This window comes from Spirosoma panaciterrae DSM 21099, from assembly GCF_000374025.1.
Taxonomy (GTDB): domain Bacteria; phylum Bacteroidota; class Bacteroidia; order Cytophagales; family Spirosomataceae; genus Spirosoma; species Spirosoma panaciterrae.
Genome location: NZ_KB893191.1, coordinates 18,092 through 37,428, shown reverse-complemented (window position 1 = coordinate 37,428; position 19,337 = coordinate 18,092). Strand labels below are relative to the sequence as shown.

The following is a 19,337-nucleotide window of genomic DNA, read 5'->3' as shown; positions in this document are numbered from 1 at the left end:
CTATTCCCCACTCATGTGGGGATGAACCGCTCTGAGAGTAACTCACGGTTACGCTTAGTACCTATTCCCCACTCATGTGGGGATGAACCGCCCTGCCGGGTCTTACCGCGCAGTCGATTCAACTATTCCCCACTCATGTGGGGATGAACCCCAGTCAGGCCACTACGGTGCCGTTAGTGTACCCTATTCCCCACTCATGTGGGGATGAACCGTTCGGATCATCCCCCAACGCATCAGCCAGTTCCTATTCCCCACTCATGTGGGGATGAACCGATTCGCGGCAAACAGCAGTCGGTACCGAATCTCTATTCCCCACTCATGTGGGGATGAACCGACCAGGCGCTTTTTGTCGGCTCCCTGTCCCGCCTATTCCCCACTCATGTGGGGATGAACCGGGTCAGGTCGAAGCGTGGCAACTGGCCGAACCCTATTCCCCACTCATGTGGGGATGAACCGGACAAGCGAATGCCTATGTCCGAAACCGAATACTATTCCCCACTCATGTGGGGATGAACCGCCATTAAGGTTGTAGCCACCACCCGGAAAGCACTATTCCCCACTCATGTGGGGATGAACCGCCATAGCTGCCGATCAAAAGGCTAGGACGGTCCTATTCCCCACTCATGTGGGGATGAACCGTACCAGATTGCCTCGTAGCCGAACCACACCGCCTATTCCCCACTCATGTGGGGATGAACCGACGCCCATCAATCACGGTGGCGACCCGTGGGACTATTCCCCACTCACGTGGGGATGAACCGAATCGCTTGCCCTTATAGTGTCTTACGGTTTTCTATTCCCCACTCATGTGGGGATGAACCGACCCCCATACGGCCTATAATAAGCAGGTCGATCTATTCCCCACTCATGTGGGGATGAACCGAACCGCCAACCTTAACCATTGCCGAAGCGCTGCTATTCCCCACTCATGTGGGGATGAACCGGTCGTAGGGGAAGAATTTGCCCGGGGGCTCGCCTATTCCCCACTCATGTGGGGATGAACCGAACAAAAACCTTTGGTTAACTGATGAACAGCGCTATTCCCCACTCATGTGGGGATGAACCGTCTACCGGATTTTCGCCAGCCAATTTGTACTTCTATTCCCCACTCATGTGGGGATGAACCGTACTTGTTCATGCGTAAGTGTTATATGAATAACTATTCCCCACTCGTGTGGGGATGAACCGTTGATAACTAAACCTGACGGCCGGGAAATAGACTATTCCCCACTCGTGTGGGGATGAACCGGCTGTGTACTGGACCAGGCAGAAGCGCAAAAACTATTCCCCACTCGTGTGGGGATGAACCGAGTCGATTTCTTTTCCATAGTCACGACCATAACTATTCCCCACTCGTGTGGGGATGAACCGAACAGACAGAGCAAAAACAGAGCAAGGCTGCACTATTCCCCACTCGTGTGGGGATGAACCGGCTGGCTCGACATTAAAATCATAATAGCCGTTCTATTCCCCACTCGTGTGGGGATGAACCGGGTAGCCGTGTATATAGCGCGTTGTAGAGCCACTATTCCCCACTCGTGTGGGGATGAACCGTACCGCAGTGGCAGAGTGGCCGCAATGGCATCCTATTCCCCACTCGTGTGGGGATGAACCGCTATGTTGCTGGTCAGATGGGCATGAATCCTCCTATTCCCCACTCGTGTGGGGATGAACCGCAGGTAGAGGATCAACTCAAAGAGCTGACCAACTATTCCTCACTCGTGTGGGGATGAACCGGGAGCGGAAGAGCGGTGGAGTATCGCCAAACTCTATTCCCCACTCGTGTGGGGATGAACCGGCCAGCCAGGCCAAACCATCGAAAGCCGGGACCTATTCCCACTCGTGTGGGGATGAACCGAAAAACTCGAACTCGATGTACTTCTGGGCATCCTATTCCCCACTCGTGTGGGGATGAACCGGCGGCATTCTGAGCGTCCCGGCCGGGTATTCGCTATTCCCCACTCGTATGGGGATGAACCAGCCCTGTGAAGTTTGCGCCTACGACTAACTATCTATTCCCCACTCGTGTGGGGATGAACCGAAAGCCGAACAGATTCGCGATATGAGTCTATCCTATTCCCCACTCGTGTGGGGATGAACCGATCATACGACACCTCAAAAATGAGCCCTGAAGGGGTACTATCGCTCGGCGTGTAGGTTGCTCGCGTTACATTCTGTCCTGTGATCAATGTACAGCTATACAGTCAACTGAAGCGTAGCGACCTATTCGATAATTCAGCAGGTCGGCAATTTAGCATTGAGTGGAGGGCTCATTGTCTGCCTGATAAAGCGTAGATGTATGGGTCATTTTAACTGAAATAGTTTCAGAAAGGTGAAGGGTGTATCAGGATCAAAGCCATCCAATTCAGTATTGGAATTAAGAAAACACCTCATTAAACGATACAATTACATTCGTTTGTTTAATTTATTTAGCTTTCATTATATATATAATCCATTTTTTATAACACAAATATTTACACTATAACTAATTATATATAATACTACTAACTTCCGGCTGTAAACCAAAACAGCCAATGACAACTCATTACCTCAATTCAGATGACAGTAAGCTAATCAAGCTTTTCCAGCAAACACAACAACATAAGTACTTCGAGTTACTGTATAGTCGATATGCAGTTAAAGTGTATTCCAAATGCCTGTATCTACTAGAGAATGATGAACTAGCTAAGGATGTTACGCAGGATATTTTCATAAAAGTTTTTCTGAACATACATTCGTTTGAGTACCGATCTTCTTTTATGACCTGGTTATATGCCATAACGCATAACTGCTGTATGGATCAACTCCGTATTAACCAAAGAATGTCTTACAGTCGGCTTAAAGAAGGGTTTGACATTCCATTTGAAGATTATTTAAGAGAGGATAGACTGGATCGTATTATAGAAATATTTGAAAGTTTACCCACTTTAAATAAAAAACTACTTCGTTTGCAGTATGAAGAGGGTCTAGACCAAACAGAAATTGCGAAGCTATTAAAAATAAAAGTAGGTGCGGTAAAAATGCGTCAGTTTAGAAGTCGTAGAAAAATCCTCAAGCTTTTCCTTCAGTCGCTGGATGATGAATAAACCCGTATACCATTCATCCTATAATCTAACCCGATTATTATATCCAATCAGGTAGTAAAACAAGAAGTATATTTAAAAAAGATAGGCCATATCAAGACGATATAGCCTATCCAATCGCATCGAGTATGAAAAATTGGAAAGTATAAACTATTTAATACAATAATATTGCCAACATTTTCTGCGAGACGCTCATTTTACAAATGGGCAATATAACATAATAAAATAGGCAAAAACTCATCTGAATATAACCCAAGGCCGTTCGTATATTAATTTATGTGTTTGTTTAATTCTCAAAGCCTTCTTTAGCCTATTTGTCTAGTTAGTTTAATAATTACTACGTATATAACTAGTTAATATTTACCCTCCTGTAAGTGGTACTTCTATTGTATATATTTAATTCTGAATTCAGAATCCCATAGAACATTGTATGAACTACCTAAACTTAACAAGTACGATTATACTTTGTGGATGGCTGTGCAAATTATTCACAGTACTTGGTGCAGCGCTTAAGATTCTGTTTTCTTTAGGCAACAAAACCCTAACTCTAAACACGCATATATTTTACTAAATACACTCCCTGTATGTAGCGATTAAGGACATAACGATCAACCGTTTACCTCGTAACTATTTAGATGGCATCGGCAATGCATTAATCTTACTAGGGAAGTTACCATATACCTAATTCTCACACAAAGAAAGAGCGATCATGGTATCTAGAAAAAACATCAGGCTTACAGTTATTATTCTGGCTATCGCTTACATAATACTATTAAGCCTACTCTACATTTAAAACTATTCCTAATTCCTTTTCCTCTTCAGATAGTAATCTGTTTCGCAACCCGCTTAACCAGCACAGCTTTAACTACTACTTACTCATGTTATCCAATTACGCATTAAAACCAGACCAGTTAAGTGCCAATGTCTTAGACCATACTGCCTTTGTACCCTACTCACTAAGCAATATGGTTCAAATAAGTTCATTAATTAGCGGATACAGCTCGAAACGTCTAGGTCTCAGGTATTTATTAGTAAAAAGCCTTGGACCTAGATTAACAGAGTGGACAAATGAAAAAGTATTTTTTCGTAGAAATATACAGGAGACGCATTGCATTGATGCATTCAATGAATTAATTAGAAATAATGAAACTATCGTATGTCTTCGAGTTGAATTACCAACCGCAATACAATTAGACGAAACTCAGTATTATAAAATTATACGATATTGCTTATACAGTCTGGATGCTATGGAGTCGCCAAGTGTAGTATTCACGGACCCTGCGTCGAATAATACATTAGTACTAATCATTCAATCTTCGTCTCTCTATTCACATAACGATTTATACAAAAAACATCAATCCATATTATATAGCTTAATAGCTTTACAGATCGCGCTCTGGCTCGTTAAACCTACATACTATGGCATAAATTTAAAATCTGTTCTGGAAACCCAAAAGGGGTATTTATTACAACTATCAACTGTTGAGCAGGAGCGCTACGTAGGTATGGCTATATATTATACCTTAACAAATTACAGAACCAAAACAATTGCCATGTTTTTCGACATATTAAAAAAGAAATTTCATATAGAAACAGAAGTAAAAAATAAAACAAGTAAGTATGTATATTATAGCTATCGGGTCATAAACTCAAAGACCTGGTGTAATTCTCATCAGTTTTTACTACCTACTAGTAGTATAAACCAGTGGATTACCTTCAATTCTATTTTTAATAACCTATGGCTTGTCGACCGTATCGTAATGGGTATTAAATAGTACGCTTTAGTCGTATGTTTTTCTTTGATGTGGCTCTACAATCACTACTTATTAACGTTCTATGATAAGGTATTTCATAGAACGTTATCGATATTTTTCAATAGCTACAATATAATTACTAAAAGTAGTAGTCCCACTTAATAAATTTTACAGAAAGGAAATGAGGGCCTAAACCCTACATAATCGACCCTCCTTTTCGGTGAATTTCTTCCAATAGAAAAGCAATCTTTTCTAATTCATTTAACTGCCAGTTATCTGCGTTCCTTAAACGGGAATTAAGCTTTCGTTGATCCAGAGCGCATGACTTAAAAATTTTTTGCTTCACTAAAAATGGTAAATCCATAATAAATGGAGCAACTAAGTCAATTTTACGGGTTACTGTATTTGGCAAACCCATTTCAATAGAAAGTTTATGAATCTCGCTGGGCTTCCATGACTCCGGGTTGTATTTTCGCTTATACTTTCTTTCTATATTTAATCCGGTTACATTCACAAACGTTTTATGCGAGATTCCTTTCAGGCTGGCAGTTCGTAGTACGGCCGAGCGAAACCTAAAATAACTGTATAAAATTTGCACCATTTCATTCATAGCTAAAAGTAGTTGAACGTATTACTTGGTTTATTACACATCGTCTACCGAGCTATTAGAATGCCTATCCCGTAAACAAATATCCGTTTACGTAAACAGGAATATAAACCCCAGCAAACTGAAAATTTTCAATTGGGAAAAATTTGTGCTCATGCCTAATTGTCTCCGATTAGGTAGCGGCTCAAATTCAGGCTATATCAGTACGGATTCAGATGTATTTCGAATGGGCAGGCAGTGTTTTTACTTAATGGCGGTTATCGTTCCTGTTTGATAAGAAAAAGGCGTTCGAATTGAGTAATAATAGATGCCCGAGTCGATTTCACTTCCCTGGTTTTTTGCATTCCAGGGGGCGTTATGATAGTCCTTTTGAGCATACACAATTACACCCCAGCGATTTATAATTGTGACCTGGCTTGGCTGATAGTATTCCAGATTCTCAATCAACCAACTATCATTGATCCCATCGTTATTTGGGGAAAATGCCGATGGCATGTATAAACCGGGAATCACAAAAAACTGGATCGTGTCGCTTACAACACAGCCCGATTCATTTCGAGCCGTTAAGGTATAGGTAGTTGTTTGAGTAGGAGTAGCCACCGGGTTTTCTATAGCCGTTGAACTAAGCCCATTGGCAGGCAACCAATTGTATGCATTGGCATGACTAACCTGCACATTCATCCGTACAGCCATTCCTGCGATCAGTGTTTGAGAGGCCGGAGCTGAGATCTCAATTCGGTCGGCCGCCTTAACACCAATCAGTGATACCGTCCGAGATGTATTGGAACAGCCGTCAATAGCCACCTTCACCGAATAGTTACCACTCTGATTGGCCTCATACGAGGCCTGGGTAGCTCCTGCAATGGGGAGCGAATCAGCGTACCACTGATAACTCGCTTTGGGGATGAATGGCGCATTCAGGGTCAGGGGCAGTTCTGCGCATGTATCGCCCTTCACCGACAATGTTGCGGCAGGCACTGGTTTTATAAATCGTTTCGCATGCGCAGCTACGTTCCGCTCATCACAACCCGATGCCCCTTTAAGTGTACCAACAACCCGAATATCGACCCAATTACCGGCCAATTCGGACGGAAAATAATACGTAAACCTGGCAGATCCAGATAGCCCGCTTACTGACTTTCCATTGACGAACCATTGGTACGTTGCCAGTGGTTCTGAGCCCGAAACCACACTTTGTAGTTCGACTGCCTGACCGACACAAATCGACTCTGTTGCATTTATCGTCAATGAAGGGAGTTTATCCAGGTTACCCACATAGGCATTCCCCGAAGTAGCCAGTAGGGAAACGCTATTACCTACGTTAATTCCTTTTGAGTTTGGCGTTCGAAATGGATCTGTTTGATTATCCAATAGCTCGGCCCGCCCCAAACAATTTCCTTTACGCTTAAACTGAAACAGAAGGATATCGGTATTTGCAACAATGTCAAATGCCACAAGAGGGGTACTGTTGTTTATAAAACTAAAAAACAGATAATCGTTGAATGGCTCCTCAACCGGAGCATCGACACGATCTTTTTGAAGCCAGTGCATCGATGCAATGGGCGAGGTTAATTCCGTTACTTCAAACCGGTTTGCACCTGTACCGTGGGGAACTGTCAGAGTAACCTGAGCCGTACTTAGCAAAGCCATTCGTCCTGAATAGGCTGTCGTCGAACGCATATAAACTTTATAGGTGACTCCATCGGCATCCAGCGTCAGGCGTAGAAAGACCTGCGCCTGTGCTGAGATGCTTATGAAAAAGCCCAGGACCAGTAGGCCAACATAGTTTCTACGTTTCTGACAGGGTCGCATTTCGGTTACCGGCTTTTTTTCTTCACGACAAAGGGAACACACTGTACAGGTTGACAACAGCTTCCGGCCGGATTCATGCGAACGATCAATGGGCAGCACCCATTGGCCGGGCAGCTTACATTCGTCATGACCGTATAGGAACCTTCCTGCGTAATGGTTAGCGTAGCGGAGGTAGCCTGTGGAATAGGCTGTCCATTACGGTACCACTGAATGTTGGTTAACGAGCCAGGAACACTGGTCTCAACGGCCTGGCCAGGGCACAAAACAATCGGAACAGAAAAACAGCTTTGCGCCTGATCGTCTTCACCCTCAACGTGGTTGTTCGGCGTAGAATCGGGATCGTATTGGCCTGAGGTAATAACTTCGTTACTGATGATCGCTACCCCTTCTGTGTTGGCCGATAAGGTGACGGTTAAGGTTACACTTTGACCCGCTGCCAGATTCCCAACGTTCCAGGTTCCGGTATTGGATGTAAAGACCCCACCCGAGGCCGTGTAGGAAACAACGGGATAGCCTGAAGGTATAGTAACTTTTGTAGTGACACCCGTTGCCGAGTTAGGCCCACTGTTGGTTACCACAATGATTGCCTGTACCGATTCATACTGATTGGGAGCGGAATTGGTTACCTTCACTGTGGTCGACAAGTCCGCTGTTGCGCTGACAGGCTTGGTTGGGATGCCAAGAATACTGATGGGCCAATAGACGTAATTATTCGAGGGATTATCATTACCACCGCCGACAATCAATGTACCACTTACCGGCAACTGAATAACCGACGTTCCCGAATTTACGCCCGTCAGAGAGAGTTGTACAGGAGGAAGACTGGCCCCTGCTGCAACAGACTGCGACGTTGAGCAACTTACTTCTACCTGATTGGGTTGATTGACCGAGCTACAGGTCCAGCCGGATGCCGAGGCCCCGTTGTAGGTAAATCCAGTAGGAAGCCATGTTTTTATAGTGGTGCTACCTATATAAGACCCTGTACCGACATTGGTAACCGTTAATACGACATTCCCCGAAGCGCCCGACGATAATGAACTCGGACCGGTTATTGCCAAACTTAAATCGTAGGCACCTGAAGTTGCCGGTTGTATGGTTACTGACTTGCTAAAGGTATTGTTTGTCAAATTCGTTTCTCCCCCTCCACTGACAGAGCCAGATAGGGTGGTTGTGATCGCTGATGAAGCAGAAGCAATCGTACTAAGCGTGAAGCTTGATGTACCGCTCACGGCCAAAGCGGCTGTACTTGTACAACTTACAGGTTGACTTCCGGCCGATGGGTTACCCGTTAGGCAACTCCAGCCAGCCCCGGTGGCGCTGGTAAAGGTTAAGCCTGCCGGTATGAGCATACTAACGGAGATTATCCCTAAACTCGAAGCAGAACCTACATTGCTTACGGTTACGACATAGTTGCCTGAATTGCCAGTCGTTAAACTGGACGGCCCGGAAATAGAAGCGGTTAAATCCGGAACGGCTCTGGAACAGGAAGCACCTCCCCCGTAGTTGCCAATGTACGTATTACCTGGACCATGGCCCAGGATGGTCATCTGATTGCCTGGGTTGGTATTGCGGGAATTAGGCGTTCGAAACGGGTCCGTATTGTTCTCAAAGAGACTAACGACCCCTAAACAGGCACCTGTATTTTTAAACGAAAAGAGCTCTATCTCCTGATTGGCCGGAATATCGAAAAGTATGGGGCTGGCACTGCCGCTAAATCCAAACGAGAGATAATCGACTCCAGGGTTTTCAGTAGGGGCATCCACACGAGCATTGAGGCTCCATGTCATTTGATTCGATCCTACCTGCTTTCCGGCGAGGTTATTAACAATAAACTGATTACTACCCGTCCCATGAGGGACTAAAAGTGTAACCTGAGATGTGGAAATCCGGGCATTATTGCCTGTATAACTGGTCGTTGAGGTCATGTAAACCCGATAGGTCATTTTATCGGAATCAATGCCAACTCTGTATTTGACTTGACCAAAGGCCGATGACAGACCCAGGATCAACAGCCATAGTGTGCCGAAACCCAGCCGAATTGTATGCATGATACGTTCAAATTTTATACCTGACTTGGTAAATAGTTGGAGCGATAAGGGAGACTTAAAAAGGCTCCCTTATCGTTTTTTAGCGAGCAATAAGCAGTTTAAGTCCCTGACCCACCTGGCGTCCCCCTTTCTCGAGTTGAATGAGGTAGTGCCCTTCCGGCAATTGGGCGACCGGAATGGAGGCTTCATTGTTGCCGGCATTCATGTAGGCTTTATGGCGAGTCTGTACCCGACCTGTACCCGCATCAACAATAGCCAGCTCTACCTCTCCCTCAAATCCATTGATGAAATTCGACCATTGAACCGTTACCTGGCTATTGGCCGGGTTGGGAAACAGGCGTCGCAGGCCAATTTTCAGGCTGGTTGGCGAGTCATCTGCCAGGTTACCGGTATAGGCATTCTTTTGGCCGAATCCAAGCACACTGATATGGTTTTGGACGTTGAAGCGATTGGTACTGGATTTAACCAGCGGATCAGAATTGTTCTCCAATAGCTGAATCGACGCAACCGGATTACCAACATTATGGAAGGAAAACAGGGGAACTTCTTCATCGGCCTTGTAAGGTAAACCTCGTGTTGCCATCGACTGCAGGGCTATAGAGAGGTAATCGAAGTCACGAGCCCCCTCTGGACTTTTGATGAGCGTTCCTTTATCCCATTCAACACTAGGGAGTAACGAGGTTATACCGCCTAATTCAAAACCTTCCGACGATTTGATTTTCATACTGACCTGCATGGTGCCGGTAATGGCCAGGCGGTCGGGAACGGTTTGCTGAGGCACCATACTTACGGTGTACGTCGCATCATCGGTACGGGTCAATTTAAATTTTACCTGGGCCTGAGCTACCAGACTAACACTGGCTAACGTCAGCACGAATCCGAATTTTTTGAAAGGGATTTTCATAATAAAAAGCTGGTTATTTTACCGATTGGTGTCAGGCCTGTTGGCTCCAGAAAGGAGCCAACAGGCTGATACTTAGGGCAAGTGTTGCTGAATAATGAAATTGGCTAATAGGTTTGTATTGTCTGGGTGCCCAACTACGTTGAAGAAAATGGTATCCACTTCATTGGTAGGCCCCTGGAAAATGGTCGTTCCATCCATATTTACGTCGGTCACATCATAGCCGGACGCGATGTAGTTCGCGATAAAACCCGTATTACCTGGGTCGGCCATCACACGATAAAAGATTGGATCGACATCGGTGTTCGGCCCCTGGAAGATTACCTGCGTATCGCCATCCGTATTGCCAGCCCACAACATCGCCTTCGTATTCTGGATGTATTCGGGATAGTTGCCCGCTCCCGGTCGCTTATATACGTTCGCCATATTTGTAAAGTCGACCGTAGAAGCGCTGTTGGAGAGAGCAATCGGCTGAGCCGACATCACACCCAGGTGGTTCCGATGTCGTACAACCACGTAGTACGACCCACTTGTCAGATTCGGCAAGGTTAATGGAGAAACGCCATCGACTGAGCTTACAATATCCCCATCCCGCTGAATCAGGGCTGGCTTGGTGGCCACTACCGTTTGCGGGTTGGCTGCACTCCGAAGCTCAACCATTACCCAGTCGACAATCGCATTGGCGCCTGTAAGGGACAGGATAGCCGAGGTAGTTGTCTCGTTGCCACTGTTGATAAATGTATAGACCGAATTGCCTCCTGCCACGGTTCCATAAGGCTGTGTCAACGGAATCAGGTTTTTCTGTCTTAACTTATCCTGCATGAGTCCTGTCGACGGATCATAAGCGCCCTGTAATAAGGCTTTGACCGCTAACACAACCCCTCCTGGTAGCACACTTCCCACATAGTTTAGATACGCTATGTTATTAGCCAGGTTGGTTTCGCCCTGTACCGGAGCCACAGCGGCCCCAAACGTCAGGTTCGAATAGCCAGCAGCGGCTGCCAGAGGTACAACCGGAATGGCCAGGGTGGTCGATGCCCCGGCTGTCAGACTGGCCGAGGTGGTACAACCCACAACTGTTCCGGTCAATGAACACGTCCAGCCATTGGTTGTAAACGTACTGGAGGCCGTCGAGAAATTGGCTGGCATAGCCAGAGTCACCGATAGTGGGCCTGGCGCTGATGCCCAGGGGCTCACATTAGCCACTTGCACCAGAACCGACGATACCTGCCCTGCTGTCAATGTAAACGACTGGCTTGGGAAGCTGATCGCCAGATCGGCAGCCGCGACTGTACCCAGATAATTAATGGTGCCAATGTTGTTGGACAGCACTGTTTCACCCGCAGCCTGGGCCACAGTAATGGCAAATGTAGGATTGATAAGACCGCCCGCTGTTGCCGTTGTAAGCACCGGGATAATCAGGGCTGACGATGCACCCACACCTAAACCACTTGCATTGGTACAGGATATCACACTGCCCGTGGTGGCACAACCCCATCCTGCCGTCGAGAAGAAGGTTGGCTGGGTACTGAAGCCCGTCGGCATCGAAAACTGGAGAGTTAGAGGACCCGTTGCGGCTCCATTCCCAATATTCGTTACGTTAAACGCTACATTCGAAACCTGCCCTACTGCCAGCGTAAATGACTGAGATGGGATCGTTACGGCTAAATCAGGAGCAGGAGCTGGCTGAACAGGAACCGTTGTCACAATAGTTGCGGAGTTATTCGACAGATTAGTTTCGCCCGTAGCCGGATTAACGTATAAGCCTATCGTTAGCAGCGCATTCGCCAGCGAGCCCGATGGAATAACCGGAACATTTACCGTGGTGCTTTGACCCGGCACTAAAACCAGGCTTGAGTTTACCAGGGTTACAACAGTCCCATTCCCCTGCGGCACCTGCGATTGGATCGTCCAGCCTATCGGCAACTGCGCCGTATTGATCGTTGCACCAGCAGGTAAACCTATCTGGAATGATATTGGGCCACTCGTTGCGGCATTACCCACATTCTGGATTGTAATTGGGAAAACGGAGGTTTGCCCCACAACCAGATTGGGTTGCGGCTGCCCCCCACTGATGGTCAGGTCGGCAACCGGAGCGGGTTGAACCGGTGCATAGATTGTCTGCGTCGATCCTGTTGTTTGTCCCTGTACAGGCGATAGAGTGGCGCTAAACGGTATGGTCAACCCAGCCGTCGATGCGTTTGGCGTAATCGGCAGATTGAGTACAACCGAACTACCAGGTGCAAATCCAGCCGCATTCGTGTTGCTGAACACAAGTACGGTTGTTCCACCTGGCCCCGGCACATTGCTGGTCAAGGTCCAGCCAGCGGGGAGGGTTAACTGGCTCTGGTTGAGCGAAACGCCAGCCGGAAGTGTTACCTGAGCGGTCAGCGGACCATAGGCCGCTCCATTACCGATGTTCTGGATGGTAACGGGTAAGATAGACGTCTGCCCAACAACCAACGCGGGTGAAGGCTGGCCAACCGTCAGCACCATATTGGGTGCAGTAATCGTCGAACATACATAGGTAGCCGACCCCGGGGTAGTCTGGCCTCCCGGCTGTATGATCACCACGATCGGCGGAGTTGTTCCGGCGGCTGGCTGGCTGGTAAAGACAGGCAGATTCAAGCCGATTTGCCCCCCATTAGCGGGTATTGAGGCAGTCGGATTGGTCAGCGTATAGATGGTACTTCCATTCGGACCAGGTGCCGTTCCACTGATTACCCAACCGGCTGGTAATTGCCCAGCCACAATCGAAACACCCGCTGGCAAACTGATGGTGGTGCTAATCGGGCCATTCGCCGTCGCGTTACCGATGTTGGTGAACGTGATAGGAATGATCGAGATTTGACCGACTGTTAAAGGAGGGGTTGGGTTACCAATGGCCACGATGACGTTGGGGGCTGCCGGAGCTACCACCGGGCTACTCTGTGTGCTGGTCGAAACGGTTCCGGGTATGTATGGAATCGTGGGGGTAACGACCGTCACAGGCAGTTGCTGCCCAATTAAACCCGTTCCCGGTGTCAAAGGCAGTAGAACAACCGTGCTCCCACCAACTGGAAGATTGACATTCGGATTCGTAATGGTGTAGGTAATGGTACCATTCCCATTCAACGTTTGACTTGTATACGACCAGCCCGGAGGCAGTGCTCCTACCGTAACGCTACTGGGCAGCGTTATCTGAGCTGTCAACGGTCCTGTGTAGCCACTGGTACCCGTGTTGGTAAATGTAATCGTAGCGCTGGACGGCTGCCCGGCTGTAAATTGGGTAGGCAGCGTCAGGTTAGTTACAATGTTGGGCGCAACGGGTGTTACCTGTAACGTACTCACGTTATTAGCCGTATTGGATTCACCGGATACAGGAACAGCCGTTGCCGAAATGGTTCCTGTCACATTAGCCACTTGAGGAGCTGGTGTCAACCCGAGGCTGAAGGCAATACTCTGGCCGGGCGCCAGTGCACCGATGCTATTAACCAAGGCCAGGGTTGTACTACCGTCCGGGTTAGTCGTAATCGACTGTACTGTCCATCCGGCAGGAATGGATGCCTGATTGATGGCATAGCCCGCCGGAATGGTAATCCTGGTCGTAATCGGACCCGTTGCAGTCGCATTACCTACATTTTGTACCGTAACGGTGATGGTAGATGGTTGCCCCACGACCAATACCGGACTTGGGCCGCTAATCGAGGTTTGTAAATCAGGTGAACCAAGGGTAGCCGAGGTCGTGGCGGTATTGTTGGCCGTATTCGTTTCCGAAGCTACCGGGGTTAACGTAGCCAGGAAATTGACCGTACCTGACGTACCTGCTCCAATCGAAATGGGGAGGTTTAGGGTCAGGCTACTACCGCTTGGCAGCGATCCGCTGTTGGTATTCAGCAGGGTTACTGTTGTTGTGCCATTTGGCCCGTTTGTACTACTTACCAGTGACCAGCCTACCGGCAAGGCGGCTGTATTTAATGAGATACCGGCTGGTAAGTTCACGGCCAGGGTTAGGGCTTCGGGCGCTGTTGCCAGCCCAACATTCGTGATGATCAGGGGCAGATAGCCATTCTGACCAGGCACCAAGGTGGGCAGGGTACCGAACATCAAGGCCAGATCGCTACCAATAACAGGTGTGTTGGTCGTAATGGTGGCGATATTATTGGGCAGGTTTGTTTCCGTACTGGACGCTGCCGCTGTGGCACTGAATACGAGTGTACTGCCGATAACTGAGCTGGATGGTGTTACGGGAACCGTCAGCGTTATAATCTGTCCGTTGACCAGGTTGGTTGCTGTACTACAAACAACCTTTTGCCCCGTAGTCGAACAGCCCCAGCCACCCGTAGCCGTAAAGGTCGAAGGTGCACTAACCCCTGTTGGCAGTGTTAACGTGATGGTCTGGGGACCACTGGCGATCCCTGCCAGTATATTTGTCAGGTTAAGCGTCAATGGACTGGCCTGCCCGGCTATTAAGGTTCCCGGCTGATTGATAGACAGCGCCAGGTCGGATGGCTGAAGGTTGACAATGGCCGTTGTTGAACCCGGTGGGCACACGGCACAGGGCTGCGATGGAGTCACCGTTGTCGACCCTCCTCCACTGACGGTCGCATTATTGAGAACAGTACCAGCCAATGTCGGATTTACCGTCATTAAAAAACTACTGCTGGCACTTGCAGCAATGGGCACCGAACTCGTACAGGTAACCGATTGGCCAACCGCCGAACAGGTCCAGCCATTCCCACCGCCCGTTACAAACTGAAGGCCAGCCGGTAGTACATCCAGTACCGTAACAGGCCCGCTGGTAGCCAGGTTGCCACTATTGGAAACCGTGAATGTATAGCTGAACGGCGTATTCTGGGTGATACCAGCCGGAGCCTGCTTTACCAGGCTTAGGATCGGGGCCGGGCATACAACCGGGCAGGTGTAATTGCACATCCAGGCATTGGCTACGCCATTTCCCAGAATGGTCATCTGGTTACCTGGATTCGTGGTTGTCGATACGCCCTGGAAGGGGTCTGTTGTGTTCCATAAACCGATTGTACCCGTACAGGCCCCAACCCGCTGGAAGCTGAATAAGGGAATTTCGATATTCGATCCGATCGGGAATAAACTTGGGCTGGCGCTCTGACTGTACCCAAACGAGGCATAATCACGGCTTGGTATTTCGGAAGGCGAGTTTACCCGGGCATTCATTACCCAACTCATACCAACCTGTAAGTTTTGCAGATTGGTTATTTGTGTACCGGTTGGCAGATTAACCGTTACCTGAGCCGTAGCAATGCGAGCCTGTACACCAGAATACGCAGTAGCCGATTTCATATAGACGGTATAGGTAATGCCATCAGCCCCTAACTTTAAGCCGTAGCGAACGCCCGTGTTACAGTCCGATGCCACGCAACCTACCGACGCCTGCTGAACGGGCGCAGGGGCCGATACAGGCGAAGCCGTGTTATTAGCGGTATTGCTTTCAACCGTAGGGGTTGACACAGAACCCGAGAAAACAGGGGTTGTCCCAACAGCGTTTGTACTCGGCGTGATGGGAATAACAAAACCAGTCTGACTACCGGCACCCAACGCATTCGGATTACTACAGCTTACGGTCTGCCCACTCGTCGTACAGCCAAAGCCGTTGCTGGAAAAGCTGGAAGGCGACGTAATACCCGTAGGCAACACCGTGACAAAGCTGATGGGCCCTGCGGCTGGTGCTGTACCGATATTGCTTAGGCTAACGGGAAGGCTTGAGGTTTGCCCGGCCGTTAGCGTAGGCACAGGCCCCACGCTGGATACCAGGTCTGGAGCGCCACAGGTTGTTGCACTCCCATAGTTACCTCCGTAGGCATCGCCCCCATTTCCCAGAATGGTGATCTGATTACCGGGATTGGTACTGGTCGATAAACCTTGAAACGGATCAGTCGATGACCAGAGCTGAATCGATCCTGGGCAGTTGCCGTTGTCTGTAAATGAAAACAGCAGTATATCCGTGTTCGCCGGAATCGTAAACAACGTAGGGGTTGCCGACTGGCTAAAGCCAAAGGATATGTAATCAACGCCAGGATTTTCGGAGGGCGCATTTACCCGGGTCGAGGCAGTCCACCCCATACTCTGATAGCCTGTAATCGTTGGCGAGCCTGTTCCCTGCGGTAAGCTGGAAAAGGTGCCCGTCGGTACGCGTACCGTCACCTGGGCCGTAGCAATGCGGGCCTGCGTCCCTGTATACGAGGTGGTCGAGGTCATATAGACCCGGTAGGTTCCGGTGGCGTCCCGATCAATTTTAAATTTAACCGGAGTAGCTGCCAATACACTCAGCGGACATAATACTACCCAGAGCAGCATCCGCGCAAAAAGGTATAGATATCTGTATTTCATCGGTTTATAGGCTTAATACTAGATATGGTATGGCTTCCCAGAATTCTGGGAAGCCATACGTTAGGGAAGCTGCTGACGGATAATGAAGTTGACGTACTGATTGACGACGTTATCGGGATGGGTCATAATCTCGAAGAAGATGGTATCGACTTCATTGGATGGCCCCTGGAAGATTACCCGACCGTTCATGTCAACATCACTCACCGTATACACATTGTTGCGGATGTAATTGCTAAATCCGCCTGTGTTGCCTGGATCGCCCAATACATCGAAGAAGATTGGGTCCACATCGTTGCTAGGCCCCTGGAATACCACTTGATTATCCTTGAACGTATTACCGGCCCATAAGGCTGGCAAGCCATCCTGAGTCGCTAACGGAGCCGTTGAGCGAAGCAGATTACCCAATGGATACTGGTAAACAGGCGTTCCGGCGTTGGTAAAGTCAACAACTGGCACCGTTGAGGCTGTCGTTGATACCGGCGATGCCGTCATGACCCCAAGGTGGTTGCGATGGCGTACCGACACGTAGTAAGCAGTACCTTGTGTCACTCCCTGCCCAAACGTTATGGGTGAGGTTCCATCCACGCTAACAATGTCGCCATCGGCCTGAACCAGGGCGGATCGGGTGGCAACGATCGTTGTAGGAGCATTGGCATTCCGAAGTTCAACAAGCACCCAGTCGACAATGGCATTGGCACCCGTTACGGCAAAGACACCCGACGGATTGGCGATGGTCTCTCCTCCCCCTCCGCCGGTCTGTGTAAAGCCCAGACTCGTATACGGCTCCGTGGTCGGAATCAGATTTTTCACCCGTAGGTCATCCCGCATCCTACCCGCCACAGGAGCATTGATCAGGGCACCCTGTAAATACACCCTGGCCACTAATCCCGTAACGGTGACGGTTGTCGTCGCTGTACCTGTTCCTCCGCTGTTGGTCGCAATAGCCGTCAGGGTAGTCGGACCCGTTGGCAGATTCACCGTACAGGCATAGCTACCGTTCGCTGAAGCCGTGGTCGTACACAACGTCAGGTTGCCTGGGCCAACAATCGTGACCAGTGAACCGGGCGTCGCAGTCCCCGAAACCGTTGGACTATTGGTCAGAATGGCACCAGGAGGACCAGCAATGCTCACCGTAGGCGCCCCATTGGCGGTCAGGCTCAACGGAACACTGGTGATACCACCCGGCCCTGATGCGGTCACCGTTACTGGCGTTACGCCCGTGGAGACGGTTACCGGACAACTGAAGGTGCCTGAGACAGAGGCCGTGGTCGTACACAACGTAGTGTTACCCGGACCCGTGATCACAATCGCACTACCCGGTGTCGCTGTACCCGTGATGGGCTGGGTCGTACCACCGGCTGGTGGCTGAACGACCGTCAGGCTAGGCGGACCAACGGCGGTAAAGTTAGTCACGGCTGGGGTCGAACACCCACCTGCATTACAAGCCACCGCCGTGATGCTGTTAGGCCCTGCAGGTACATTCACCGGACAGCTATAGATACCCGATACACTGGCTGTGGTCGTACACAGGGTGGTATTGCCCGGTCCCGTCAGCGTCACTACACTACCTGGTGTGGCCGTACCCGATACCGTTGGACTGGTGGTCGCCGTACCATTTGTCGCTGGAGAGGTGATGGCTACCGTGGGCTGGTTAACAATCGTAATACCCAGATTATTGGCCAGTCCGGTCGGCATGGTACATCCCAGCGGCAGCGAACTATTGACCGACAGGAAGGTAACTACATAATTACCTGCCTGAGAGAATGTAAGTGTCGCTGTTCCACCTATACCGCTCACACTGGATACGCCGGTTGTCGGATATACTTTCCAGACCATTTGTCCCGGAATTCCACCAACTGCCTGGAACGTCTGCGTTGTTCCGGTAGCGGCAGTGCCCGACGAAGACGTCGTATTGACGATCGTAATTGGTGACGGCGACGCACACGGATTCAGGCCAACCGCAACCAACGCAGAGCTTACGCTTTGTACAGGTATACACGTTAAATCACCTGCGTTCGTCAACGTAAAGACGATCCGATACAATCCCTGCTGACTGAACGTTACAACGGCCGTACTACCCGTTCCAACAATGGGGGTAGATCCCGTACTGGGTACAACCTGCCACTGTACATTCTGGTAAGGCTGACCACCTGTCAGCGAGAAGCTTGCGGTTCCTCCAATGGCCACAGCCCCGTTCGATGGCGTTACCAAGACCGTGCTCGAACTTGGACTGGCACAGGGTACAACCAGTGGGCTTATATACACATCGAGCGATGACTGGACAGTACCTGGTATAGAACATCCGGCCGGCTGATTACTGTTGGTCTCTTCAAAAATGACTTGATACCAGCCAGCATTCAGGAAGGTTATGTTGCCAGTTATCGTTCCTGTACCACTATTCGGTGATGCAGTTGTCGACGGCACAATAAACCACCTCGTACTCGTCCCACTATTGCCACTAATGTAGCTAAAGGAGTTTGTACTACTATTTACGACGAGCGGACTCGTTGCAGCCGCAATGACCTGCCCAGGAATAGGCGTAGTACATGGTGTTGCTAACGTTGCCGTTACGGTTATCGGGACAGTCGTGCTGCCACCCGGACCTGAGGCCGTTACCGTCAAAGGCGTTACACCCGTCGGTACACTCACTGGACAACTAAACGTACCCGATACACTGGCTGTGGTCGTACACAAGGTGGTGTTACCCGGACCCGTGATGGCTACTGTACTACCCGGTGTCGCCGTACCCGTGATGGGTTGGGTCGTGCCCCCCGCTGGCGGCTGAAC

At 49.2% G+C, this 19,337-nt stretch carries 7 protein-coding genes and 1 CRISPR repeat array; of the genes, 1 reads left to right on the top strand and 6 read right to left on the bottom strand.

Features of this window, described 5'->3' with window-relative positions:
• Positions 1–2,102: direct repeats of the CRISPR family, unit length 29 nt; unit sequence CTATTCCCCACTCATGTGGGGATGAACCG.
• Positions 2,103–2,534: 432 nt separating this feature from the next.
• Positions 2,535–3,086 carry an RNA polymerase sigma factor gene (locus B153_RS0119380; RefSeq protein WP_020598400.1) on the top strand — a complete coding sequence of 184 codons (552 nt, stop codon included), beginning with the start codon at positions 2,535–2,537 and terminating at the stop codon, positions 3,084–3,086.
• 1,947 nt (positions 3,087–5,033) lie between these two features.
• Here the strand turns inward: B153_RS0119380 and B153_RS0119370 are convergent.
• The 6 genes from B153_RS0119370 to B153_RS0119345 all read right to left on the bottom strand — a co-directional run.
• On the bottom strand, positions 5,034–5,447 hold the full coding sequence (locus B153_RS0119370; RefSeq protein ID WP_020598398.1) for a hypothetical protein: 414 nt from the start codon (positions 5,445–5,447) through the stop codon (positions 5,034–5,036).
• 240 nt (positions 5,448–5,687) lie between these two features.
• Positions 5,688–7,256, bottom strand: coding sequence for a T9SS type B sorting domain-containing protein (locus B153_RS0119365; protein ID WP_020598397.1), 1,569 nt, complete (start codon positions 7,254–7,256; stop codon positions 5,688–5,690).
• 5 nt (positions 7,257–7,261) lie between these two features.
• A complete protein-coding gene (locus B153_RS0119360; protein ID WP_020598396.1) occupies positions 7,262–9,304 on the bottom strand; it encodes a DUF11 domain-containing protein in 2,043 nt (680 codons plus the stop codon).
• Between the two features lie 79 nt (positions 9,305–9,383).
• Positions 9,384–10,208, bottom strand: coding sequence for a T9SS type A sorting domain-containing protein (locus tag B153_RS0119355; protein WP_020598395.1), 825 nt, complete (start codon positions 10,206–10,208; stop codon positions 9,384–9,386).
• 72 nt (positions 10,209–10,280) lie between these two features.
• Positions 10,281–16,550 carry a beta strand repeat-containing protein gene (locus B153_RS35490; protein ID WP_083928224.1) on the bottom strand — a complete coding sequence of 2,090 codons (6,270 nt, stop codon included), beginning with the start codon at positions 16,548–16,550 and terminating at the stop codon, positions 10,281–10,283.
• 60 nt (positions 16,551–16,610) lie between these two features.
• On the bottom strand, positions 16,611–19,337 hold a 2,727-nt coding region (locus B153_RS0119345), incomplete at its 5' end, for an Ig-like domain-containing protein (RefSeq protein ID WP_020598393.1).

Bases quoted from the DNA above. Each gene is read 5' to 3' on its own strand.
- B153_RS0119380 (WP_020598400.1), top strand. From the start codon at position 2,535: ATGACAACTCATTACCTCAATTCAGATGACAGTAAGCTAATCAAGCTT.
- B153_RS0119370 (WP_020598398.1), bottom strand. From the start codon at position 5,447: ATGAATGAAATGGTGCAAATTTTATACAGTTATTTTAGGTTTCGCTCG.
- B153_RS0119365 (WP_020598397.1), bottom strand. From the start codon at position 7,256: ATGCGACCCTGTCAGAAACGTAGAAACTATGTTGGCCTACTGGTCCTG.
- B153_RS0119360 (WP_020598396.1), bottom strand. From the start codon at position 9,304: ATGCATACAATTCGGCTGGGTTTCGGCACACTATGGCTGTTGATCCTG.
- B153_RS0119355 (WP_020598395.1), bottom strand. From the start codon at position 10,208: ATGAAAATCCCTTTCAAAAAATTCGGATTCGTGCTGACGTTAGCCAGT.
- B153_RS35490 (WP_083928224.1), bottom strand. From the start codon at position 16,550: ATGAAATACAGATATCTATACCTTTTTGCGCGGATGCTGCTCTGGGTA.